This window comes from Paenibacillus sp. HB172176 (assembly GCF_011947265.1).
GTDB lineage: Bacteria > Bacillota > Bacilli > Paenibacillales > Paenibacillaceae > Pristimantibacillus.
The window spans coordinates 122,283-147,202 of sequence record NZ_JAATHD010000003.1; the positions used below are offsets into that span (position 1 = coordinate 122,283).

At 53.2% G+C, this 24,920-nt stretch carries 11 protein-coding genes; 8 read left to right on the forward strand and 3 right to left on the reverse strand.

What is annotated here, in order from left to right:
* Positions 1–172 precede the first annotated feature (172 nt).
* Entirely contained in the window at positions 173–3,376 is a 3,204-nt protein-coding gene (locus HFP08_RS05610) for a polysaccharide lyase family 8 super-sandwich domain-containing protein (protein ID WP_168119558.1), read from the forward strand.
* A gap of 46 nt (positions 3,377–3,422) precedes the next feature.
* Here the strand turns inward: HFP08_RS05610 and HFP08_RS05615 are convergent, their stop codons facing one another.
* Both HFP08_RS05615 and HFP08_RS05620 read right to left on the reverse strand, forming a co-directional pair.
* Positions 3,423–4,511 (reverse strand): response regulator transcription factor, encoded by a 1,089-nt coding sequence (locus tag HFP08_RS05615; protein ID WP_168119559.1) that lies wholly within the window; start codon positions 4,509–4,511, stop codon positions 3,423–3,425.
* Positions 4,508–6,319, reverse strand: coding sequence for a sensor histidine kinase (locus HFP08_RS05620; RefSeq protein ID WP_168119560.1), 1,812 nt, complete (start codon positions 6,317–6,319; stop codon positions 4,508–4,510). Before HFP08_RS05620 ends, HFP08_RS05615 begins: the two co-directional genes overlap by 4 nt.
* Before the next feature lie 193 nt (positions 6,320–6,512).
* On the opposite strand from HFP08_RS05620, the gene HFP08_RS05625 reads away from it, so the two are divergent.
* The 6 genes from HFP08_RS05625 (at position 6,513) to HFP08_RS05650 (ending at position 21,420) form a co-directional block, all read left to right on the forward strand.
* On the forward strand, positions 6,513–7,466 hold the full coding sequence (locus HFP08_RS05625) for an ABC transporter permease (protein ID WP_240941114.1): 954 nt from the start codon (positions 6,513–6,515) through the stop codon (positions 7,464–7,466).
* A gap of 36 nt (positions 7,467–7,502) precedes the next feature.
* Positions 7,503–8,378, forward strand: a complete 876-nt coding sequence (locus HFP08_RS05630; RefSeq protein ID WP_168119561.1) for a carbohydrate ABC transporter permease — start codon at positions 7,503–7,505, stop codon at positions 8,376–8,378.
* A 60-nt stretch (positions 8,379–8,438) separates the two neighbouring features.
* On the forward strand, positions 8,439–10,010 hold the full coding sequence (locus HFP08_RS05635; protein ID WP_168119562.1) for an extracellular solute-binding protein: 1,572 nt from the start codon (positions 8,439–8,441) through the stop codon (positions 10,008–10,010).
* A gap of 178 nt (positions 10,011–10,188) precedes the next feature.
* Positions 10,189–13,986, forward strand: coding sequence for an endo-1,4-beta-xylanase (locus HFP08_RS05640; protein WP_168119563.1), 3,798 nt, complete (start codon positions 10,189–10,191; stop codon positions 13,984–13,986).
* A 24-nt stretch (positions 13,987–14,010) separates the two neighbouring features.
* Entirely contained in the window at positions 14,011–15,075 is a 1,065-nt protein-coding gene (locus HFP08_RS05645) for an oligogalacturonate lyase family protein (RefSeq protein ID WP_168119564.1), read from the forward strand.
* A gap of 561 nt (positions 15,076–15,636) precedes the next feature.
* Positions 15,637–21,420 (forward strand): immunoglobulin-like domain-containing protein, encoded by a 5,784-nt coding sequence (locus HFP08_RS05650; RefSeq protein ID WP_168119565.1) that lies wholly within the window; start codon positions 15,637–15,639, stop codon positions 21,418–21,420.
* Between the two features lie 208 nt (positions 21,421–21,628).
* Here the strand turns inward: HFP08_RS05650 and HFP08_RS05655 are convergent, their stop codons facing one another.
* A complete protein-coding gene (locus tag HFP08_RS05655; RefSeq protein WP_168119566.1) occupies positions 21,629–22,645 on the reverse strand; it encodes a helix-turn-helix domain-containing protein in 1,017 nt (338 codons plus the stop codon).
* A 527-nt stretch (positions 22,646–23,172) separates the two neighbouring features.
* Between HFP08_RS05655 and HFP08_RS05660 the strand changes: the two genes are divergently transcribed.
* Entirely contained in the window at positions 23,173–24,555 is a 1,383-nt protein-coding gene (locus tag HFP08_RS05660) for an FAD-dependent oxidoreductase (RefSeq protein ID WP_168119567.1), read from the forward strand.
* The last annotated feature ends 365 nt before the right edge of the window (positions 24,556–24,920 follow it).

A 24,920-nucleotide genomic window follows, 5' to 3' on the forward strand; every position in this document is an offset into this window, starting at 1 on the left:
TTTGAACTATGCTATGTTCCAACTTCGATGACTGTCGCTAACGTGCAACCTGCTCGAAATCCCATACCATTTCTCGAAAGGAGGAGGTTTATATCCGGATATAGCTGCTTTTCTATAATGATCGATGTAAGCGCTTAATAATTAGAAAGAAGGGATGAGAATGATGGGGCAAATGAAAAAGAGACTGGATTCAAGAATCGTCATGATCGCCATGATCATGTTGCTCACGATTGCGATACTTGGCAATATTGGAGCTCAGAAGACCTATGCTTCGGATGAATACGACGCGATGCGCGAGCATCGTCAGGAGATGCTGACGGGAGGAAGCTCCCTTAATGGGAGTGATCCGGATATTGCCACATCCATTGCTTTAATCACGGATGAGGCGAACGCGCTTTGGACATCGATGGATGTGTCGGCAAGCCGGACCTACTTGTGGAGCGACATTCAGGCATACGGCAACTCGGTCCATGTTCGAACGGATTATGAACGATTGTTCAAGATGGCGCTTGCCTATTCCGTGACAGGCTCGTCGCTCTACGGCGATGCCTCGCTTGCGGGGGATATTGTGGATGCGCTCGATTATATGTACGATTCAAGATATAACGAGACGATTCATCCGACTGCCAGCGGGACGAGCAATTGGTGGGATTGGCAGATCGGCATTCCTATGCCGCTGAATGACACGGTGATGCTGATGTATGATGATCTAACCTCCTCGCAGGTGACGAATTATATGACAGCGGTCGACCATTTCTCGCCGACCGTTACATTAACCGGAGCGAACCGCTCCTGGAAGGCGATCGTTGTCGCGGGGAACGGCATTCTTAGCAAGGACTCGGCCAAGCTTGCGGATGCGAGAGACGGCTTGTCGTCGATCTTCGATTATGTAACCAGCGGAGACGGCTTCTATTCGGACGGTTCGTTTATTCAGCACGGCAGTCTTCCTTATACCGGCGGTTATGGCCTCAGCCTGATTCAGGCGGTTGCCGATCTGCTGGAGATGCTTCATGGCTCAACTTGGGAAGTGACCGATCCCGACATCGCCAATGTATGGCAGTGGGTGTATGACGCCTACCAGCCTCTTATCTACAAAGGCGCCATGATGGATATGGTACGTGGGAGAGAGATTTCGAGATACTATCAAGAGGATCATGTGGCCGGCCATGCCGCGATGGAGAGCATTCTGCAGCTCGCGGAGAGTGCTCCAGCGCAGGAATCCGGTGATTTCAAAAGCATGATCAAAGCCTGGATTCAGTCGGATACCTTCCTCGATTTCTATGAGAACGCCTCGCTTCGATCCGTCGCTTTGGCGAAGAATATCGCGAATGATTCTTCCATTGCCCCGGCCAGTGAGCTGCTGACCTACAGGCAATATGCGGGCATGGACAGAGCCGTTCAGCTGCGACCCGGCTATGGATTCGGGCTTGCCATGTATTCCAATCGAATTCTCAGCTATGAAGCGATTAACAGCGAGAACGGGAAGGCCTGGTACACTTCCACAGGCACAACGTATCTCTATAACGGGGATATCGATCAATACAGCGGGGATTATTGGCCGACCGTAGATGCTTATCGTCTCCCGGGAACGACGGTCCTGTCGCAAACCTCCACAGCGAGCCACAAGAGCGCGAACAATTGGACGGGCGGTACGGATATGGACGATCTGTACGGCGTGTCGGGCATGGATCTCGCCTATGGCTCGAACACGCTGCAAGCGAAGAAGTCATGGTTTATGTTCGATGACGAGATCGCGGCTCTGGGCGCCGGCATCACGAGCACGGACGGCATTGACACGGAGACCATTATCGAGAATCGCAAGCTGAATGAGGACGGAGACAATGCCTTTACCGTGGACGGAACGCAGCAAGCCTCGAGCCTCGGCTGGTCGCAGACCTTAACGGGAGTGAATTGGGCCCATCTCGCAGGCACGGCTTCCGGCGCCGACATCGGCTATTATTTCCCGGAAAATGCGAATGTGGAGGCCTTGCGCGAAGCGAGAACAGGCAATTGGAAGCAGATTAATTCAAGACCGGGCTCGCCTTCGACCTCGATTACGAGGAATTATTTGACCCTATGGATGGATCATGGCACGAATCCGACCGCAGACAGCTACCAATATGCGCTTCTGCCAGGCAAGACAAGCTCTCAGGTTGCGGCGTATGCGGCTAATCCGGATATCGTCACGCTGGAAAATTCGGATGAAGCGCAGGCGGTGAAGGAGACCTCGCTGAACATGATCGGAGCGAATTTCTGGCAGGATGCTGCGAAGACGGTGGATATGATCACGGTGAACAAGAAGGCTTCCGTGATGACGAAGGAAGTCGCGGATACCAGCCTTGATGTGTCTGTCAGCGATCCGACGCAAGCGAATTCAGGCACGATAACGGTAGAGCTGGATCGTTCGGCAGCAAGCTATACGGCTGATCCCGGCATTACGGTCACGCAATTGTCGCCGACCATCCAGATGACGGTGAACGTCGGCGGTTTGCATGGCCAATCGCTTAAAGCTTCGTTCGAGCTTGGAGTCCCGGTGGAAGAGGGAGCTATTATCCTTGATAATACGGATTCCGCGTATGTGACGAAAACAGGAACATGGTACTCGGGAACGAACAATCCCGAACAATTCATCGGCTCGAATTATTGGCATGACAGCAATTCGGGCAAAGGCAGCAAAACAGTTACCTATACGCCGGATATCCCTGCGGCAGGCAGCTACAAGGTGTATATGAACTGGACGGAGCAATTCAATCACGCTACGAACGTTCCGGTGACGATTGCTTATGACGGCGGCTCCGACTCGTTAATCGTGGACCAGACGGCAGACGGCGGCGTCTGGAATCTGCTTGGCACCTATGATTTTGCCGAAGGCACAACCGGCAGCGTGACGATCAGCAATACGGATACCGATAATTTCGTTGTAGCGGATGCGGTGAAGTTCGTTCCCGTACCCGTCGTTAATCCAGACCCGGTCATCGTCGACAATGCCGATTTGACTGGCGTGGTCAAGACCGGCACCTGGCTTGTCGGAACAAGCAGGCCGGATCGCTACGGCGCGAATTATTGGCATGACGATCAGTCCGGCAAGGGCAGCAAGAGTGTCGCTTTCAGCGCGAATTTGCCAGTGTCGGGCACTTACAACGTCTATGCCATGTGGACCGAATATGCGAACAGAGCGACTCATGTGCCGATCGACATTGACTATGAAGGGGGCTCCGATACTGTCTATGTGGATCAGACCGACGACGGAGGCGAGTGGAATTTGCTTGGTTCCTATACGTTCGATGCCGCGTCTGGAGGTGTTGTAACAGTGCGCAATGACGGCACGACCGGTTATGTGATCGCCGATGCGGTGAAGTTTGAGTACGTGCCTTAACGCATAAAGGCGCTTTGGAGCAGTAAGCGAGTCCTGGCGGACGCAATTACTGCTCCATTCTTTTTTTATAATCCATTGGGCTGAGACCATAGGTTTTTTTGAAGGATTGCGAGAAATAGATCACATTGTCATAGCCTACGCGATGGGCGATTTCATAGCTTTTGAGCGTAGTGGCGAGCAGCAGCTCGCGCGCTTTTCTCATGCGAACGTCGATTACATAGTTGTGAATGGTCATGCCCGTGTCTTCCTTGAATTTGGTGCACATGTAGTTTTTGCTCATCTCAACCTGATCCGCAAGCTCTTGAAGGCTGATCTTATCCTTGTAATGCGCCTCAACGTACGTATGAATCATGTCCACCATTCGAATTGTGAGCGGATCGCGGATATGGTTCATTTCCTTCAGCAGCACATGGCTGCCTTCTTCCAGCCGTCTGACGGTGCAGAGCCGGAAATAGCTTCTTATACGGGAGCGCTCCAGCAGGCTGTCCCCCAGACCGAGATCGCGTCCTTCATCGAGCTTGATCGTCACCTGATTCTTCTGCAATTCATGGATGACCGTCTCCAGCCAAAGATTCGACAGCGAATTCAGCAGATAATAGCTGTCGCCGACCCAGCTCCCCAGCATGTCCAGCGTATCCACAATGAGGATGGGCATCGTCTCGACGCGCTGCAATTGAATATGCTGCACCCAGCGATCGAGCATGTCGCGGTTGAGCGGCAATTGGCGAAGAAGAAGCTGTGCGGCTTTTTTTTGCCGTTCACCGTAGATTTTGTCTATGGCGGCTGTCAAGGCGCGTTCCAGAAGCTCGGGATCAATCGGCTTCAAGAGATAATCGACGGCTTCAAGCTGAATGCTTGCCTTGGCATAGGAGAAGTCGTCATAGCTGGATACAACGAAAGAAGACATCCACGGATAATGCTTCTTCACGGCGTGAATAAGCTCTAATCCATCCATCAGCGGCATGCGAACATCGGTTATTAATAGATCGGCATAATAGCGCCCCAGCCATTCCATAGCTCTCGCTCCGTTAGCCGAAGCCCCGCTGACAATAGTAGTGTCGCTGAATTCTCCCAGCGCTCTTGCAAGGCTGCTGCGTATAATCGGCGAGTCATCGGCAATATGAACGCGTATCATAAGGCAAGCTCCTCTCTTCTCTCATGGACGGGAAATCTGATTGTGATGCAGGCGCCTTGCCGCTCGGGCAAATTGCGAATCGACAGTCCCGCGGATGTATCGGGGTAGCGAAGCTTCAATCGATTCTGCACATTGAGCAGACCGACTCTGGCTATCTTCTTGTAATGCTCGCTGGTCTCCGTGATGGAAAGCAATTCCTGCAAGCGCATGCGCGTATCCTCAGCGAACCCGCCGGCATTGTCCATAATGTCCACCCGCATCACAGCGGAATCTTCGATTTCTGCTGCGACATGGATATGGACCGCCTCGCCAGTGGTCTCCAGTCCATGCTTGACGGCGTTCTCCACCATGGGCTGCAGCACAGCCTTCAAGCAAGAAGTTGCTTCCAGATCTGCAGCGATGTCGAAGCTGCATGCTACATCGTCTCCATAGATGCTCCTCATAATGAGAATATAATCCCGCACATGCTTGAGCTCATCGCCAAGCGTCACCGTCAAGTCCCTATAGTTGGACGTATAACGCAATAAGCTGGAGAGGGCGAGCGTCACTTGCCTGATCTGAGGCTGATTGGCCAAGTGAGCGAGCGAGTTAATCGATTCAAGCGCATTGTATAGAAAATGGGAATGAATTTGCGACTGCAGCGCAGATTGAACCGCCTCATGCTCGTTAATCTTCGTATCCGCTAATCTCTGAATCATCTCTTCCAACTGCTCCAGCATGCGATTATAGGCCAGTCCGACTTCGCCGATCTCGTCCGAGCCAAGCTCAGGGAGCTTGTGATGAAGCTTGCCCATTCCCGTTCGGCGAATGCTCTGGCGAAGCACGAGCAGCCGCTTGGTCGCCGACGTGGAGATCGTCAAGATGAGCACAATGGATAGAATGAGACCGATTCCGGTTATGGCCAGCGTGTTGTCGCGCACATGGAAGATGCTTTGCGCGACAACGGGATAGGGCACGAATACGACGGTTGTCCAATTCGTATTCGCGATTTTCTGATAGACGACCATTTCATTCGTCTTCTTCCACAGAAAGACGGAGGACGTCTTCGACATGATTTTCCGGTTCAGATCCTCATCAATGGCCGTCGTGATCAATGTGTCGTCAGGATGGGCGACAATATGTCCGGAGTCATCAATTATCATCGCCTTGCTGGCGCCTCCGAGATGAATGTTGCTGAGAATGCCCTGAGCGGGCGTAAGCTGCATGTCCATCTTCACGAACCAGATTTGATTCAGATAAGCGAATTTCTGAACCATCGTCAACACGGGCACGCTGACCTTTCGATAAGCCTCCAAATATTGATCCGTCAAACGAACGATTTTCTGAGGAGACTTGCTTTGCTGAATATTCAGCAGCCATTTCTCGTCTTTGATGGAATAGCCGTATTTCGAGGTGAGGCGATTCGTCGGCGAGATGAACAGATGCTCGCTGCCGCTTGATTGATTGTAGAGATAGAGGGAGATGATCTCGGGATGCTGATTCGAAATTGGAAGGAACAATTGCTCGTTCGTCTGTCTGTATTCCTCGAAATAGTCGAACGTTCCTCGCTTGCCTGGATCGCTCCAGCGCGAGAAATCGATATTGCCGCTGAGCAAGGAGAAATAGCTTTCGTAATTGTCGTAATATCGGCTCAAATTCAAATTTGCCTGTGTAAGAATCGCATCGCTGAAGCGTTCCACGTCGCGCTGCACATTCTGCTTCATGTCATTGTAGTTCACGAGGCTGACCGCTGTCATAATGACAAGCACAGCAAGTGTAATCATGACGACAAGCTTCCATTTCAACGAATTCCGAATAGTGCGAATCATGCTGCATCAACCCCCAAGAGCGCCTCTTTATAAGATGTAAGCCCATTGTACCTCCCTCTAAAATGACCGTCTATCCTTCTTGCGCAATTCGGAAGTTTCTATATGCATTTCATACGATTTTCGTATATTTTTCTTCTTCTGGCGCCTTTACCATTAAGTTATCGACATCAACCGAAGAAGGAAGGTTACGCAGATGATAACGAAAGCAACAGCTTCGCCCCCCATGATCGCACCGGCCGCAGCGACGAAACGACGAAGCTCGCTGCGAAGGTACTGGCCGCTCTATTCCATGCTGATTCCGGGATTTCTGTATTTGCTCATCTTCAAATACGTTCCGCTCCTCGGATCGGTTATCGCTTTTCAGGATTACAACATATTCAAGGGCTTCCTGTCCAGCGAGTGGGTGGGGCTGCGTTGGTTCGACCAGCTTTTCCACTATCCTCAGTTCACGAGACTTATTAGGAACACTTTGTTCATTAGCTTCTACCAAATATTGTTTGCATTCCCGGCGCCCATCATTCTGGCCTGTTTGCTTAACGAGATACGCCAAATGGCGGTGAAGCGCTCCATTCAAACCATCGTCTATATGCCGCATTTCCTGTCTTGGACAATTATTTACGGTCTCGCCTATATCATGCTGTCGCCGCAGGTCGGCCTGGTCAATACGCTTCTTGGACAGTTTGGCGTCGATCCGATCCACTTCCTTCAGAAATCGGAATTTTTCCGCACAATCGTTATTACATCGGGCATGTGGAAGGAGATGGGTTGGAGCGCGATTATATTCCTGGCGGCGCTGGCAGGCATCAATCCATCGCTGTACGAGGCGGCCAAGATTGACGGCGCCGGCCGCTGGGGACAATTCACGCATATTACGTTACCCGGTCTAGTGCCCGCCATTACGATTCTGCTTCTGCTCAAGATTGGCGATGTGATGGATACCGGGTTCGAGCAGATCTACATCTTCCTGACGCCGATATCCTACGAGGTTGGCGATGTGCTGGACACCTTCGCATACCGCGCGGGAATTGTGAACGGCAAGTACAGCTTGACGACGGCGATCGGACTATTCAAGTCGGTGATCGGCTTCCTGCTAATCGTCATCAGCAATCAGATCAGCAAGAAGACGACGGGCGAGAGCTTGTATTAGCTTGCATTTATTTTCACTAACGAAGGAGTTGCTTCTATGAGAATACGTCGAAGTATGGGAGAGAAGGTATTCGACGCCGGCAATGTCGCTTTTCTGCTGCTAATCTGCGCCACCGTTCTGCTGCCTCTGCTGCATGTGCTGGCTGGCGCGTTCAGCACCTCGAAGGCGCTGATGTGCTCGGAGGTGCTGATCTGGCCGGTCGAATTCACATTTGAGAATATGAGCAAGGTCATGGACAACGAAATCTTCTGGCATGCCTTCGGCGTGTCGGTCATCGTTGTCGTGCTGGGGACGCTGCTGAATCTTGCGATCACCTCGCTGACGGCATACCCGCTCTCCAAGAGCTATCTTACGGGGCGCAAGTGGCTGCTCCTGGTCATTCTGTTCACGATGATTTTCCAGGCGCCGCTTATTCCGACCTATCTCGTCGTGAAGTCGCTCGGAATGCTCAACACCTTGTGGGCGCTTATTATTCCGGCCGCCATGAGCGGCTTCAATACCATACTCTGTCTTACCTTCTTCCGCAATTTGCCGGAGGAGCTGTTCGAGGCGGCCAAGGTGGACGGCATGAGCGAATACGGCATTCTGTTCAAGATTGCGCTGCCCCTGTCGAAGCCGATTATGGTGACGCTGCTGCTGTTCTACGCCGTCGTCCATTGGAACAGCTATTACATGCCGCTGCTCTATATTACGGATTTGAAATGGCGCACCTTGCAGATGTATCTGTTCAACCTGATCTCGCAGGGCGACATGTCGACGACGGGAGCCTCCGGCGCGGAATTTACGCAGATAACGCCGCAGAGCATCCAACTCGCGACCATCGTTGTCGCCACGATCCCGATCATTATCGTCTATCCGTTCCTGCAGAAGCATTTCATCAAGGGAGCGTTGATCGGCTCCGTGAAGGGCTAGTTATATAGGGCCGATTCGGTCATTATATAAAATAATAGAAAAATCAGGAGGGTTTCAACTATGAAGTTTGGCAAAATGACAGCAATGCTCGCAATCATCCTCGTCTTATTGTTCACAGCCGCGTGCAGCAACAACTCCGGCAACAACAATTCCCCGGAGGAAAGCGCGAACGGCGACGCTCCCCAGTCGTCGCAGCCGGCCGCAACCGACGAGCCTCAGGAGACGCCGAAGCTTACCATCTTCGCGAGCGACCATTCCGCTTCCATTCCGGCGGGCGAGTCGATGGAGCAGCCGGCAATCAAGTATTTGGCTGAGCAGACGGGCACGGAGCTTACCGTGCAATATTTGCCGCATGGGCAATATCGGGAGCAGCTCCGCTTGAAGCTGGCGGCGGGCGATAAGCCCGACGTGATTCAGTATTGGGCTTTGGGCGATTCCGAGGTCGTCAACAATGATCAAGCGCTCCCGCTTAATGACTTAATCGATCAATACGGTCCGCACCTGAAGGAAGCGATTCCGCAGAGCGCATGGGATGCCGTAACGATCAACGGCAAGATCATGGCCATTCCCGAGCCGCAGAAAGCGGCGGCCGAGCGCTTGCTCTATGTGCGCAAGGACTGGATGGACAAGCTGGGCATCGATGTGCCGAAGACTTCAGGCGAATTGCTCGATATGTTCCGCGCCTTCCTGAACGAAGACCCGAACGGCAACGGCAAGAAGGATGAAATTCCGTTCACCATGCGCGAGAAGCTTAGCTGGGCGGACAATATTTTCGGCATGTGGGGCGTCAACGGCGACAGCTATCTCATGGAAGGCGACGAGCTTGTCCCCGGATTCATTCATCCGAATATGAAGACCGCGCTCAGCTATCTGCACACGATGTATGAGGAAGGCTTGCTCGACAGCGAGTTCCTGACGAACAACAGCAAGATCTGGAGCCAGAAGATTACATCCGGCATTGCGGGCTCCTTCGACCATGTCGTGAATCCGGGCTCAACCTGGCAGTCGAAGCTCGATGCGACCTCGCCTGAGCTGAACGGCGATCTCATCACGATTCCGACGCCGCAGGGAGAAGGATATGACGGTCCCGTGGGCCGCGCGCTGCAGCCGATTCTGAAAACCTTCATCGTTATGAAGGATACAGAGAAACCAGAGGCGATTATCAAAATGTTCGATTGGATGTTCACGGAAGAAGGACAGGAATTCGCGCATCTTGGCGTTCCTGGATTGTCCTATACGAAGGATGGAGACAGCTATACCTTCGACAAAGAGCAGGATGATCTGCTCGCGAGCACGAGAAATCCGATCATGCCGCTTAACGGCTATAACGAGAAGCTGAACGCCGTGCTTCGCGCGGGAGACGAGAAGTCCACTGAGAAGTTCAATGAAGCGAATCGCATCGCCAAGGATGAGGGCATTCCGAATCCGACGGTCGGCATGCCGCAGCCGAAGGCCTTGGCGGATAATCCGGACCTGCAGTTCGACGGCACGCTCTTCCAGGAAACGGCGGCGAAGATCATTATCGGCGAGAAGCCGCTCGACGCTTTCGATGATTTCGTGAAGGAATATCGCAAGCAAGGCGGAGATCAATTAATCAAAGAAGTAACGGAGTGGTACAACAATAATCAATAAGCGGCATGACGGCTTGAGCCATGGAAGATTGGCTGAAGGTTCGCAAGGTTCGGCCGGATGAGCATCCGGCCGAACAGTCGCGAGCCCCAAGGAGAGCATTCCTAACTTCAAGCGTTATCGGGATGCAGATTTGAAACCGCTTACTATTGGCGGATTAAAACGAAGAGGAAGTGTAATCATGAGCAAGCTTTGTTCAAGGAAAGCAATGGGTTTTCTGTTATCAATCTGTCTGATTCTCGGCGGCATCATCCCCGGAGGCGCCGTTCTGGCCGACGAGGATCCGTTGCCGTCCTATATGCAGGATTTGACACCCGACCAGCAGCAGCTTCTTGACGATATGCTTCATCTCTCCAGCGAGCCCAACCCGTATACGGATGATCCGGACTCGGTGACGCTGCCGACGACCGGCACGCTCCTCGCCGACGAGAGCGACCTGTTCGCGGGAGCCTTGTCGCCGCAGTCGCCCGATTCAACCTATTACAACAGTGAGATTGTCGATGTGTACGACACCGTGACAGGGAGCGTCTACTATGACAGCAACGGCGATCCCATGCCGTTCGGACAAGCCGTGGAGTTCGAGACGGTTCAGACGCCGGCAAGCACCTACAATTTGCAAATTATGATCCCGCTTGCTCCGCAGATGGAGGAAGGCGATGTCGTGCTCGCGATGTTCTATCTGCGAACGATCAGCTCCACCGATGAGACGGGTGCGGCGATGACGCAGTTCGTATTCGAACGCGAGACGCCCAATCTGCAGCATATGAAATTCCTTGCGGACGGGGGCGTGCCGACGCAAGGACAGGAGTCCGAATGGGTGAAGTATTATCTGCCCTTCGAGATTCAAGGGTCGGATATAGACGGCTCCGTCAACTCGCACAGCTTCATCAATTTCAGGCTTGGCTTCAAGCCGCAAACGATTCAGATTGCGGGTCTGGAGGTTTATAACTACGAACAAACCGCAACGGTCGATACTCTTCCAAGAACGGTGGCTTCCTATGACGGCATGAACGATGCGGATGCCGAGTGGCGCATCGATGCGCTGGAGCGGATCGAGCAAATCCGCAAGGATGATTTCTCTGTCGTGTTGAAGGACAAGGACGGCAATCTGTTGAAGAACGCGAATGTAAACATGGAATTGACGAAGCATGATTTCAAATTCGGAACTGCCGTCAGCGCCTCTCGCGTAACCAGCAATCCTAATCCAGGAACAAGCTCATATCGATATAACGACGTTCTGACGAACTCGGGGCTATTCAATTCCGTTATTTTCGAAACCGAGATGAAATGGCCGAAATACGAGCAAAACCCGCAGCTTGCCAAGAATGGGGCCGAGTGGGCGAAGGCGAACGATCTCTACGTGCGGGGCCATGCGCTGGTATGGGATAATTACGGACGCGTTCCTACCGATGTGTCCGATCTAATGAAGACAGATCCGATGACGACGCAGACGCTCGAGGCGATTCAGGATCGGGTAGATAATCATATTACGGATCAAATCAACGATTTGAAGAACGAGGTTCCGGAATGGGATGTCGTGAACGAGCCTATTCTGAATGGAGCGATGCGCGAGCTTCTTGCCCCGCTCTATACAGAGCCCGATCCGGCGCCGACGGGCTATACGTTCAACCCGGAATATGAATCACTCGTCAGATGGTTCCAGACTGCCCGGAATGCGGATAGCGATGCCTCGCTTTATATTAATGACAGCATCACATCCGGAACGATGGGCGCATTCTCCGAGTTTCTTAACTATATGAACGCGACGAACACGCCGTATGACGGCATCGGCATTCAGAGCCATTTCCCCAGCACCGGCGCCGATCCGCTCGATTATTACAATCGTCTGTACGAGTTGGGCAATACGTACAACAAGCGGGTCGCCATCACGGAATATGATCTGAATTCCGGCGACGCCGAATTTTCCGCGAAATTCATGCGCGATATTCTGCTGATGACGTTCAGCAATCCGTATGTGGACGAATTCAATATGTGGGGCTTCTGGGACGGCTCGCATTGGCTGAACAACGCGCCGCTCTTCTACAACGACTGGACGCTGAAGCCGTCAGGTCAAGTGTATTCGGACTTGGTGACGAATCTATGGAAGACGAATAAGGATGGAGTAACCGATGATAACGGCGCTTATTCCTTCCGAGGCTACAAAGGCATGTATGAAGGTACGGTGCAATACGAAGGCGAAGTCGGCACGTTCACGGTCATGCTGAACGATGATTCCGCGGCAACGGAAGAAGTGACGGTCGATTTCGATATTCCGGTCTACGATATGTTCACAGACGATTGGGATGATTTCTCCAAGGTGAGCGCGATGAGCGACAACTGGACGATAGCGACGTCGACGCCGCAGAACAAAGGCAATGATCCGCGTCGTGCTTCGCGCTCCACGCAGTCCGAGGAGTATCTGGTCTATCATGTCGATGATATGACTTCGCTGTCGATGAAGCTCTATTATAATATCGCAGGCGACGATATCGAGCTGTACGGCAGCGCGACGGATGGCAATTATCAATTGTTGACTGCGGATAAGAGCGCTCCGTCGAACTCGGGAGGCGCCTGGAATCAGGTCACGTACACAGTGGACGCTATGCCGCAAGGCACCAACTTCCTGAAGATCGTCGTACCAGCCAATTCCCATGCGTACTACACGCCTCAGCTCGGTCAGCTCCATATTGGCTATGAGGTGAAGCGGGAGCTTCTTGAGGATTCCTTGGATGACTTCTCGAAGATTAGCGAGAAGAGCGGCGGCTGGGCGCTGACAACCTCGTATCCGCAGTACAGAGACAATGATCCAAGCCGAATAACGCGCACCTCGCAAACCGAGCAATATATTATCTATCATGCCGATAATATGAAATCGCTGTCCATGGATACGTACTACACCTACCAAGGCGATAATATCGAATTGTACGCGAGCCGCACGGGCTGCTCGGATTACGAGGAGCTGGATGTCATCAAGAGCGAGCCCGTAAATACGGGCAACAATTGGAAGAAGCTGCAATATGCCGCTTACGACCTGCCCCAGGGCACGAATTATTTGAAAATCGTCGTGCCGGCGAACGCCTATCAGGCTTATACCCCGCAAATCGGGAATGTGAAGATTCATCATGAATCCAGGTCGGGCATGCTTCAAGATGCGCTGGATGTTTTCTCGAACGTATGCGAGAAGAGCGGGAACTGGTCGATCACCTCTTCCTCGCCGGAGCGCAAAGGCGGGGATACGGGCAGGGCCGTAAGAACAAGCCAGTCGGAGGAATATCTCATCTACCATAAAGAGGATATGCAGACGCTGGACATGAAGCTGTATTACAGCTATCAAGGCGATGATGTGCAGTTGTACGCGAGCGGCACGAACGGGAATTACGCGGAGGTAATCCCGACGAAGAGCAATCCAGTCAGCACCGGAAATACGTGGTACGAGGTCAGCTATTCCGTGGATTCGTTTCCTCAAGGCACGAATTATTTGAAAATCGTCGTGCCGGCAAACACGCATGCCAGCTATACGCCGCAAATCGGGGAGTTGTCGATCGGGTACGAAGCGCATGGACTCTTCGCGGATAAATGGAATGATTTCTCGCTCGTCGACGACAAGAGCGGAGGATGGGAGATCAGCACCTCCTATCCGCAATATCGGGACAATGATCCCAGCCGCGTCTCGCGCACATCGCAGACCGAGCAATATATCGTCTACCATGTCGATCATATGAAATCGTTGGCCATGCGACTCTACTATACGTATGCGGGCAATGACGTGAAGCTCTACGGAGGCTCGACCGGTGAAGGAGATTATACGGAGCTGACCGTGCAGAAGAGTTCGCCGGCGAATACGGGGAACAACTGGAACAAGGTCGATTATACGGTGGACAACCTGCCCTCGGGGACGAATTATGTGAAAATCGTCGTGCCGGCGAACGGTTATCAGGATTATACGCCTCAGCTTGGGGATATCGAAATTACCTATTAAGAAGGGAAAGGTGCGACAGAGCTTATGTTTGTAAAACGGAAAAGAGTGGATTCGGCGACAGGTAGAAGCTTCGGCAGCATCGGAATTCCGGGCAAGCATGTCTCTCATTTCTACTTTACGGCCAATAGCTGGTCAGCGGACTCCAGCGGGCTGGTTCTCAATGTGATGGAGAGTCGCGACAGCTTCGGCGGTAATCTCTATCGCTTTGATTCGAATTCCGGCGAGAGCAAGCTGCTGCTGGAGAATCATGAATGGGGCAACGGAACGGTCGGATCGGATGATCGCTATTATTATTACGAGGGTCACCGAATCCAGTCTATCGGTATTCATGATCGAGAGATTCAAGTGCTCTATGAGGATGAGGATGAGTCGGTGAGATTCGGAGGTCCGATGTCCATCACGAACGATGCGGGCACGCTGGGATTCGCGGTCAAGAGAGATGGCGTGTCTTATGCCTCCTTGCTGGAGGTGCGGACGGGCAAGCTTCAGGAAGTCGCAGCGCCGAGATTCCCCGAGCCTCATCCGATTATGACCCATCCGATGGTAAATCCGGCGGATCGAAATCTCATCTTCTACTGCCATGAGGGGAGGACGGATCAGATTCCCGACCGGATCTGGGTCGCGAATACGGAGGAGGGCACGAAGACGAATCTATTTGGGCAGCGGCGGCTATTGGGCGAGGAGGGATCGCAGCTTGGGGAATGGGTTGGACACGAAATGTGGAGCTATGACGGAAAGAAGCTGTTCTTCGTCAAGTATGCGGGAAGTCCTCTTGGACCGACGGGCGTTTATGCGATAGATGCCGACGGCGCAGGCGTCACATTCATTAACGGCGATTATCCCTACTGGCATGTTGCGGTGAGTCCCGACGGACGATACGCCGTGGCGGATACGCAGGAATTTCCGACGATGCCGCGAATCGTACTTATCGATCTGCGCAGCGGACGCTCCGAATGGCTCTGTCATGCGCCGTGCTGGAAGAAGCATCCTTCGCATCCGCATCCCAGCTTCTCCCCGGACAGCAAGAGCATCGTCTTTAGCCGCATGAATGAAGATGGCGAGCTGGAAGCGGCTCTGATCGATTTGTAAGCTTGCTCGGAGCGGGGAAGCGCGGAGAAGGCTGTTTTGATGCGGTGCGTGTTGTCGACGGCAGGTTGGATTTATTGAACAAAAAGCAAAAAAGCTGAAGTCCTTAGGGGCTTCAGCTTTTTTTGCCATGATAGCGTTGAATATGCTGGGATTTACACGCCAGAATTTTTGGGATTTCGATGGGAAATGAGTGAATGCTTGCAGCTGTAACGGACTTTTTCGACCCTTAGAAGCTCTTTTTAGCCAGCCCAGATTTTTAACGGACCTTTTCGCCTCTTAGCTGGTTAATCCCGTTGTTTTTTCGCTCGATTGGTTGGCTAAGAGGACAAAAGGTCCGTTAGAGCAAGCGAATGTTGAAAAACGCCGTCTAAGAGGATAGAAAGTCCGTTAGAACAGGTTGCTGCTTTCCCAGAGACGCCGTCAGGCATTATTCTTTAGTATGGCTATTAAAAATAATAAAACGATTATAAGAAAGCGTTTTCTAATAGGGATCTTTCATAATTCTTTCATTCGACAATGGTAGGATGATCAAAAATGAAGGAAAGGTTTTGATCAAACCCCATGCGAATAAAAAGGAACCGTATTATATCTCGAAAGCTGGCAATCGGCTTGATGATTGCGGCGTTGCTTTGTCCGATTTTCCCTATAGGTCTGACTCCTGTTTCTTATGCAGAATCGGACGGCGACTTTGGTTACACCGTTGTTAACTCTACAGAGGCGACTTTGAACAGTTATTCCGGCAGCGATGTTGACCTTGTGATTCCGGAAAAGGTGGGAGGCGTATATGATGTTACGTCGATTGCCAGTTCGACGTTTTATTCCAAGGGGCTAACTTCCGTAATCTTGCCTGATACGCTAACATCTATCGGAACCAACGCTTTCTATGGAAACCAACTAACAACCATTGATCTTCCTGATAGCTTGACAACGATTGGGGCGGGCGCTTTTCAAAACAATAACCTAACCAATGTTGTGATTCCGGAGAACATTAGTTATCTTCATGAGGATGTCTTTAATAATAATATTAATCTAAAATCGGTAACGCTCCCGACAGGACTAACGTCCATAGCCGCTCGTGCGTTTCAATATGCTGGGCTTGAAACGATTGAATTGCCGAACGGTCTTCAAACGATTGGACCGCGGGCATTTGAACGCAACAATATTGAAACATTGGTAATTCCGGATAGCGTAACTTCTGTCGGACATCATGCATTTCGCATGAATAATCTTTCAAGTGTGACACTCTCAAGTCAGATGACTGAGATTGAGGAATATACGTTTGATCGAAACTCCAACTTGAACCATATTGATATCCCGGAAGGCATTACGACAATTGGGAATAATGCCTTTGAACAGGATTGGATATCTGAAATCGTGCTGCCGCGCAGCGTAAGTCTTGTTGAAAATGATGCATTTAAAATGAGCTATATAAATCGGGCGACGATTCTAAACGACTCGGCGGTTTTGAAAGTCTATGCCTTTGGGGACAGCTATAATTTGACCATCGTTGGATATCCTGGCTCGACGGCTGAAACCCGTGCTAATAACATGGGCTATACCTTTGAACGTTATGGAAAAGCGTTGTTCGAGGGGTTGGATGCGGCCAATGCACGCTTATTAAATTACAGTGCGGGCGATGCAGTCGGACAAGTGCCGGCCGTGGCACGCGATCAATTGACAGACGCGATCGACGAGGCGCAGACAGTGGCGGATGCCATTAAAGTGACTGATCCGGAGCCTCTTGCCGATGCAACAGATGCGCTGATTAGCGCGATTGCGGCATTCGATGCCCAGATCGTACCTTTGTCGATTGCGGTTCCTGCCGATGGGACGTATGGACGGGATGATGTCTTGGCATTCACGGTCACCTATGCGGATGAGGTGACCGTGACGGGCGACCCGGTGATCGAGCTCGAGATCGGCAATGGAGGCTCGACGCAGTCCGTGGAGGCGGGGTATTCGGGTGCCCGCGGAACGGGGCTGCAGGAGTTGACCTTCGAGTATAAAGTGGCCGCTGGTCTGCTGGATGAGGACGGTATTGGCGTAGACAACAAGATTACGCTGCCAGGCGGCGCGACAATTACGGCTTCGGACAGCAGCCCGGCCACGATTGCCTACACAGTGCCCAGCACGACCGGTGTTCAGATCGATTCGGGTCCGACGGATGCGGAAGCGGTAGCCGACGATAAGGCGGCGCTGGGCATCACGTATGCACAGGGCGACAGCGCATCGAGCGTGACGCAGGAAGTTGAGCTGCCGACGAGCGGCGCGAGCGGCACGACAATTACATGGTCGAGCAGTAATGACGCAGTCGTGGACACGGACGGCGTGGTGACGCGTCCTGCGTACACGGAGAGCGACGCAAGCGTAACGCTGACAGCGACAATTAGCAAAGGCTCGGAGAGCGACACGCAATTGTTCACGCTGACGGTGATTCCGCAGGCGCAGACGGATGCGGAAGCGGTGGTCGACGACAAGGCAGCGCTAGCAATTGCGTACGCGCAGGGCGACAGTGCATCGAGCGTGACACAGGATGTTGAGCTCCCGACGAGCGGCGCGAGCGGAACGACGATTACGTGGTCGAGCAGCAATGACGCAGTCGTGGACACGGACGGCGTGGTGACGCGACCGGCGTACACGGAGAGCGACGCAAGCGTAACGCTGACAGCGACAATTAGCAAAGGCTCGGAGAGCGACACGCAATTGTTCACGCTGACGGTGATTCCGCAGGCGCAGACGGATGCGGAAGCGGTGGTCGACGACAAGGCAGCGCTAGCAATTGCGTACGCGCAGGGCGACAGTGCATCGAGCGTGACGCAGGATGTTGAGCTGCCAACGAGCGGCGCGAGCGGCACGACGATTACGTGGTCGAGCAGCAATGACGCAGTTGTGGATACGGACGGCGTGGTGACGCGACCGGCTTACACGGAGAGCGACGAGAGCGTGACGCTGACGGCGACGATCAGCAAAGGGTCGGAGAGCGACACGCAGACATTTACGTTGATGGTAATCCCGCAGGCGCAGACGGATGCGGAAGCGGTGGTCGACGACAAGGCAGCGCTGGCAATTGAATATGCTTCGGGTGACAGCGCATCGAGCGTGACGCAGGATGTTGAGCTGCCAACGAGCGGCGCGAGCGGCACGACGATCAAATGGTCGAGCAGCAATGACGCAGTCGTGGACACGGACGGCACGGTGACACGTCCGGCTTACACGGAGAGCGACGAGAGCGTGACGCTGACAGCGACAATTAGCAAAGGCTCGGAGAGCGACACGCAAGTGTTCACGCTGACGGTGATTATGCAGGCGCAGACGGATGCGGAAGCGGTGGCCGACGACAAGGCAGCGTTAGGCATAGAGTATGCTTCGGGCGACAGCGCATCGAGCGTGACGCAGAATGTTGAGCTCCCGACGAGCGGCGCGAGCGGCACGACAATTACATGGTCGAGCAGCAATGACGCAGTCGTGGACACGGATGGCGTAGTGACGCGACCGGCTTACACGGAGAGCGACGCAAGCGTAACGCTGACGGCGATGATTAGCAAGGGAGCGGAGAGCGACACGCAAGTGTTCACGCTGACGGTAATTAAGCAGGCGCAGACGGATGCAGAAGCGGTGGCCGACGATAAGGCGGCGCTGGGTATCGCGTTTGCTCAGGTCGACAGCGCGACAAACGTGACGCAGGACGTCGAGCTGCCGACGAGCGGCGCGAGCGGAACGACAATTACATGGTCGAGCAGCAATGACGCAGTCGTGAACACGGACGGCATGGTGACACGTCCGACTTACACGGAGAGCGATGCGAGCGTGACGCTGACGGCGACAATTAGTAAAGGCTCGGAGAGCGACACGCAAGTGTTCACGCTGACGGTAATTAAGCAGGTGCAGACGGATGCGGAAGCGGTGGCCGACGACAAGGCAGCGCTGATCATCACGTATGCGCAGGGCGACAGTGCATCGAGCGTGACGCAAAATGTTGAGCTGCCGACGAGCGGAGCGAGCGGCACAACGATTACATGGTCGAGCAGTAATGAAGCAGTCGTGGACACGGACGGAGCAGTGACACGTCCTGAGTACACGGAGAGTGACGCAAGCGTAACGCTGACAGCGACAATTAGCAAAGGCTCGGAGAGCGACACGCAAGTGTTCACGCTGACGGTGATTATGCAGGCGCAGACGGATGCAGAAGCGGTGGCCGACGACAAGGCGGCGCTGGAAATTGCGTACGCGCAGGGCGACAGCGCATCGAGCGTGACGCAGAATGTTGAGCTCCCGACGAGCGGCGCGAGCGGCACGACAATTACATGGTCGAGCAGCAATGATGCAGTCGTGGACACGGATGGCGTGGTGACGCGACCGGCTTACACGGAGAGCGACGCAAGCGTAACGCTGACGGCGACGATTAGCAAGGGAGCGGAGAGCGACACGCAGACGTTCACGCTGACGGTAATTAAGCAGGCGCAGACGGATGCGGAAGCGGTGGCCGACGATAAGGCGGCACTGGCAATTGCATATGCTTCGGGTGACAATGCATCGAGCGTGACGGAGGATGTTGAGCTCCCGACAAGCGGCGCGAGCGGCACGACAATTACGTGGTCGAGCAGCAATGACGCAGTCGTGGACACGGACGGCAAAGTGACACGTCCGGCGTATACCGAGAGCGATGCGAGCGTGACGCTGACAGCGACGATTAGCAAGGGAGCGGAGAGCGATACGCAGACGTTCACGCTGACAATAATTAAGCAGGCGCAGACCGATGCGGAAGCGGTGGCCGACGACAAGGCAGCGCTGATCATCACGTATGCTTCGGGCGACAGCGCATCAAGCGTGACGCAGAATGTTGAGCTGCCCACGAGTGGCGCGAGCGGCACGACAATCACATGGTCGAGTAGCAATGACGCAGTCGTGGACACGAACGGCACAGTGACACGTCCGGCGTACACGGAGAGCGACGCGAGCGTGACGCTGACAGCAACGATCAGCAAGGGAGCGGAGCAAGTCATAAAGGAATTTGTGGTGAGTGTAGCAGCGCTTCCATCTACTCCTTCACCGCCAGCAGTGGAGGATGATTCGGATGACAGTGATCAGACGGAGCAAGAGGAGAACCAAGTTGTTGAATTCAACATCGCAGGTTCCAATTTTACTAATATCGCTGCTCTCGAGATTTTGCAGCAGGACGGGCAGACGCTGTATCTTATTCGTGTCATTGACGAAAATAAATTTGAAGCTATGCTGAACAATCTTCCGGATCAGGCTTCCATTCAAATTGATGTCCGTGATCTTGCCCTCTCGGGTAACTTGGCAGTCCAATGGAGCGGGAAAATAGCAAAGTTGATGGCAGACAAAGGCATTGAATTAATCGTGAAAGCACCAGACGCAGCCCTTCAGCTGGGCATGAATTCGCTCCAGCTTCCCGATATGCAGGCAGAGGAGCAGGACGAACCGAAGGCTCAGCTTCGCATTGAAATCGGAGCTCTGACGGCTGATGAAGCTAAAATACTTGACGGTAAACTGCCAGGTCAGCAGATCGGCGAGCTCGTGAGGATAAGCGTCTCGTTGCTTGAAAGAGAAAACCAATTCAGGCTGACGGACTGGAGCACCTATGGCGTCCTGTCCATGCCGCTTGCGGAAGGAACAGCCGGCGGATTGACGCCGACAATGGTATGGATTGGCGAGGACGGTACGGTGATCCCACTGCCGACGCGGTCGGAAAGCCTGCGCTTCGCGCAAGCGCACAGCATCAGGGACGGAATATTCGCTTTGATCACCTACACGCCGTCTTTTGACGATATTGAAGGTCGATGGAGTGAAGCGGATGTTGAGGATATGGCTTCACGGCTTATTATCCAAGGCGTATCGACAGAAGAGTTCGATCCGCAGCGCTCGATTACTCGTGCGGAGTTGACGGCGCTGCTGGTACGGGCGTTAGGCCTGCATACAATTGAAAGCGATCAGCGGTTCACGGACGTTAGCGGCGATGTCTGGTATGCAGACGAGGTTGCGGCAGCATTGGCAACTGGTCTTGTTACGGGCGACCCGGACGGCAGCTTCCGTCCGAACACACCGCTGACGCGTCAGGAGGCGGCGGTTATGCTTTGGCGTGCTCTGAGCTTGACGGGTACAGAGTCGGCGCAAACCGATCAACAAGTACGCAGCCAGCTGTCAAATTGGAATGATGCCGAGCAGATCGCGCCGTGGGCACGAGAAGCGATGGCGATGCTGCATGCGAGTGAGATTTTGTTTGGCGATGATTCAAGCGCCGTAAGGCCTGACGCGGAACTGACACGTGAGGAGACGGCTGCATTATTGCGCAGAGTGCTGCAGACGACAGGATGGATTGATTAACCAAATGCAAAACGCTGAAGCCTCTTGGCTTCAGCGTTCTTTTTAGGTGATTCGCGCATGGGGACTAACTATATGATTGGCTTGAAGCTCTAATGAATTTTGCAAGCTTGTGATTTTTCAACATGCTCTGAACGGATTCTTCGATCCGCTCATATCCCTGAGCTAGAATGCGGAAAGTACATCAAGCGGGCCAGTCGGCTCATGCGTATCAAATCCGGTGCTGGCGGCGATACTCCGAGGGCGGCATGCCCATCTTGAGCGAGAAGAAGCGGCTTAAGTAGAAGCCGTTGCTGAAGCCGCTGGCGATGGCGATCTCCTCCAGCGTCATGCGGGTATGCGTCAGCAGATGGCAAACCTTGCCCAGCTTGATTCGCTCGACGTATTGCGAGGGCTTCTGTCCGAAGGCTCGTTGGAAACGCCGCGAGAATTGCACGGCATTCAGACCGAAGAAGCTGGCGACGGCCGCAATGGATAGCGGCTCGTTGGCTGCGGAATCCAGCATGCCGCGGGCGTCATGCATCAGCTTGTCTTCGGAGGCGCTTGTTTGTTGTCCCGCAGCGGGTTCGAAGTTGATGGATTGCTCGAGCGCGAATTGACGGAATAGATCAAGCAAAGCATGGCTCCGCCACTGCGGATAAGCGGCATGCATGACCGATACCGGCGACCGCAACGTGTCCAGCGTGAGCGAGACCCGCTGCAAGGATTGAAATGAAAGAAGAAACGCTTGTTGATAGAAGGACGAATCAACAGGCGTTTTTTCGTTGTTTGTAAAGTGAAAGAGAAAGTAATGAAAGGAGATGGGCTTGCCGGTTCGGCGGCGGAACAGCAGTCCCGGCGGGCAGATGACGATCTGGCCTGTATTGGCGCTCTGGTATTGGGAGGCGCTCGCGCTGGCATCCGGTGCTTCGCCGGTTCGCCATTCGAAGTCTCCTTCCGTTACGGCGAAGGCGGCCCACTCGGTATACCGATCCGCATCCTGCTCGAAGGCTTGCTTCCGATCATAGTAGTGATGTCGGATTACGATGATGACATGCTCCCAAGGCGAGGGGAATTGGGCGAAGTCGGAATTGTAAACCACGCTGGAGCCAGCGGTTGCGTGCGATGCTGCTTCAGGGGAGAAGCGCTCTAAATCAATGGTTTGCGGGGCGCGCTCCTCTGTCACATTTTTAGTATTTGTCAGCTTGCCAGCCCTTATAGAATTGTTTTCCTCTAACGAGTCTTTCATATCATCATTCCTCCCGTTCACCAACTAGCCCGCAAACTAAGCAACCTGCCACCCCACCAATCAACCAGATTAAAATCCGCTTCTGACTTATTGAAATAAAGTATATGCCATTTTTAAGTATAGTGCATGGATTAAATGATTTATATACCTCTATAATGATATTAATTGAATATTGATACCAAATGCGCGCATTGGAGAATTGTCAAATCATTCTAACCAATTTTGAAAGGCCGTCTATCATTGTGGACAGTACCATAGAAGCGTCAATTGATATGCTAACGGACACAGATGCACTTATTCACATCAAAAATCATCATTCTTCATTTTCATGGACACCAGCGCTCTTATTTGTAACAAATCAAGAATATAAGAGTGGATTCCACAAGATAAGGTCTGTTATGTCCGCCAAAATGGAGAATTCTCGTATTTTAGTCGAATAAGGTCTGTCATGTCCACTAGAGTTAGTCAGACTGCTAAAAAGGAAGCCAAATTGATGGATTCTGAGGTCCAGGAGGAGATTGAAGCCCATGATTATTAAAGAAGCAGCAAGAGAAATTCCCGTTTTCCATGAAGCAGATATTTGCGTGCTCGGGGGAAGCTGCACCGGGGTCTTCGCGGCGGTGCGGGCGGCGAGACTCGGAGCGAAGGTTGTCATTGTGGAGAAGCAGAACGCGTTCGGCGGCGTTGCCACCTCAGGTCTCGTCAACATCTGGCATTCCCTCTACGATACTGCGTTTTCGAAACAAATTATTGCCGGCTTGACGCTCGAAACAGTTGAACGCCTCCAGCGGATCGGTGCGGTCGCGGAGGAGAAGAAGAGTCATTCGGTCGGGTACGTGCTCAATACCGAGGAGCTCAAGATTGAGCTCGACAATCTCATCATCGAGAGCGGCGTGAAGGCGTATTTGCACACGATGTTCGTGGCGCCGCATGTCGAGGACGGCGAACTTACGGCGGTTATCGTCGAGAACAAATCGGGCAGGGGAGCCATTCGCGCCAAAGCGTTCATCGATGCGACGGGCGACGGCGATCTTTGCGCAAGACTGGAGCTGGATCATCGCATATCCTCGCATTTTCAGCCTTCTACGGCTTGCGCGAAGATCAGCGGCTGGGGCGAGAACAGCAAGGCGCAGGACGATGTGACCGGCAGCGATCGGTTAATCGGACTTGATCTGCAGGCGGCGAGACTTGCATACAGCAAGGAATTCGATCTGCCGGAGGGCTTCGGCTGGGGAAGACATGTGCCCGGCACGAAGGATGTCTACATGTATGCGGGAACTCGCGTCTATCATGCGAACAGCGCCGACGGCGAGCAATTGACCTACAGCGAGATCGAAGGCCGCAGGCAGGTGCGCGCGATTATGGACTTGATCCGAAAGTACGGCCCGGACAATGAAATCGCGCTTGTGTCGCTGCCCTCTTACATCGGAACAAGGGAGACCCGGCATATCGATTGTCTCTATCAATTGCAGGGCGAGGAAGTATTGCTGGGGAAAAGCTTCGATGACGCGATTGCGTACGGAAGCTACCGTGTCGATATTCATCATCAGGACAAACCGGGGCTGACGTTCAAATATTTGGATGGCGAGCAGGTGTATGTGCGGCCGGGTCATCCGAACGAGGTGAGCAGATGGCGCGGACCTCTGGAGAAGGATCCGACCTACTACCAGGTTCCCTATCGGAGCTTGCTTCCGAAGGGCCCCTATGACAATGTGATTGTCGCGGGCAGGATGATCGACGTGGATGAAGAGGCCTTCGGGGGCGTGCGTGTCATGGTCAATATGAATCAGACGGGGGAAGCGGCTGGCGTCGCAGCCTATCTGGCTTTGCAGCAATCGAAGTCGGTGAGGGACATCGATACGGGCGAGCTCCGCGGCAAGTTGAGCGACGGGGGATCGATTATCCTTTAACGGATGCGGCAAACATTACACTCAAGCGCAACAGTCGGCGACACGGTTAATCAAACTCGGCATGTACTGGAAAATCTCCAGTATAATTGAGCGAACATAGCGTTTTCTGCATTTATAGTGGAATAAGTCCCGCTTATTGTCCGAATTTCAGCTGTATGCTGCGATTCGACCGAAATAAGCGGGAGTTTTTCCTGCATATCGCGAAAAGGGACGGAAGAGTACGGATAAAAGGGAGAAATTCCAGTACAAGCTCCAATTCGGGATTTGAAAGGGAATTTAATAGGGAATGCGATGGGGATTTGATGTGGCATCCGATGCGGGTTCCAGTATACGTTCGCTTCCGCGTCATGACGGCGGATGGCTGC

What these genes read in the sequence shown, in the direction of transcription:
- HFP08_RS05610 (WP_168119558.1), top strand. Translation starts at nt 173, where the DNA reads ATGAAAAAGAGACTGGATTCAAGAATCGTCATGATCGCCATGATCATG.
- HFP08_RS05615 (WP_168119559.1), bottom strand. Translation starts at nt 4,511, where the DNA reads ATGATACGCGTTCATATTGCCGATGACTCGCCGATTATACGCAGCAGC.
- HFP08_RS05620 (WP_168119560.1), bottom strand. Translation starts at nt 6,319, where the DNA reads ATGATTCGCACTATTCGGAATTCGTTGAAATGGAAGCTTGTCGTCATG.
- HFP08_RS05625 (WP_240941114.1), top strand. Translation starts at nt 6,513, where the DNA reads ATGATAACGAAAGCAACAGCTTCGCCCCCCATGATCGCACCGGCCGCA.
- HFP08_RS05630 (WP_168119561.1), top strand. Translation starts at nt 7,503, where the DNA reads ATGAGAATACGTCGAAGTATGGGAGAGAAGGTATTCGACGCCGGCAAT.
- HFP08_RS05635 (WP_168119562.1), top strand. Translation starts at nt 8,439, where the DNA reads ATGAAGTTTGGCAAAATGACAGCAATGCTCGCAATCATCCTCGTCTTA.
- HFP08_RS05640 (WP_168119563.1), top strand. Translation starts at nt 10,189, where the DNA reads ATGAGCAAGCTTTGTTCAAGGAAAGCAATGGGTTTTCTGTTATCAATC.
- HFP08_RS05645 (WP_168119564.1), top strand. Translation starts at nt 14,011, where the DNA reads ATGTTTGTAAAACGGAAAAGAGTGGATTCGGCGACAGGTAGAAGCTTC.
- HFP08_RS05650 (WP_168119565.1), top strand. Translation starts at nt 15,637, where the DNA reads ATGCGAATAAAAAGGAACCGTATTATATCTCGAAAGCTGGCAATCGGC.
- HFP08_RS05655 (WP_168119566.1), bottom strand. Translation starts at nt 22,645, where the DNA reads ATGAAAGACTCGTTAGAGGAAAACAATTCTATAAGGGCTGGCAAGCTG.
- HFP08_RS05660 (WP_168119567.1), top strand. Translation starts at nt 23,173, where the DNA reads ATGATTATTAAAGAAGCAGCAAGAGAAATTCCCGTTTTCCATGAAGCA.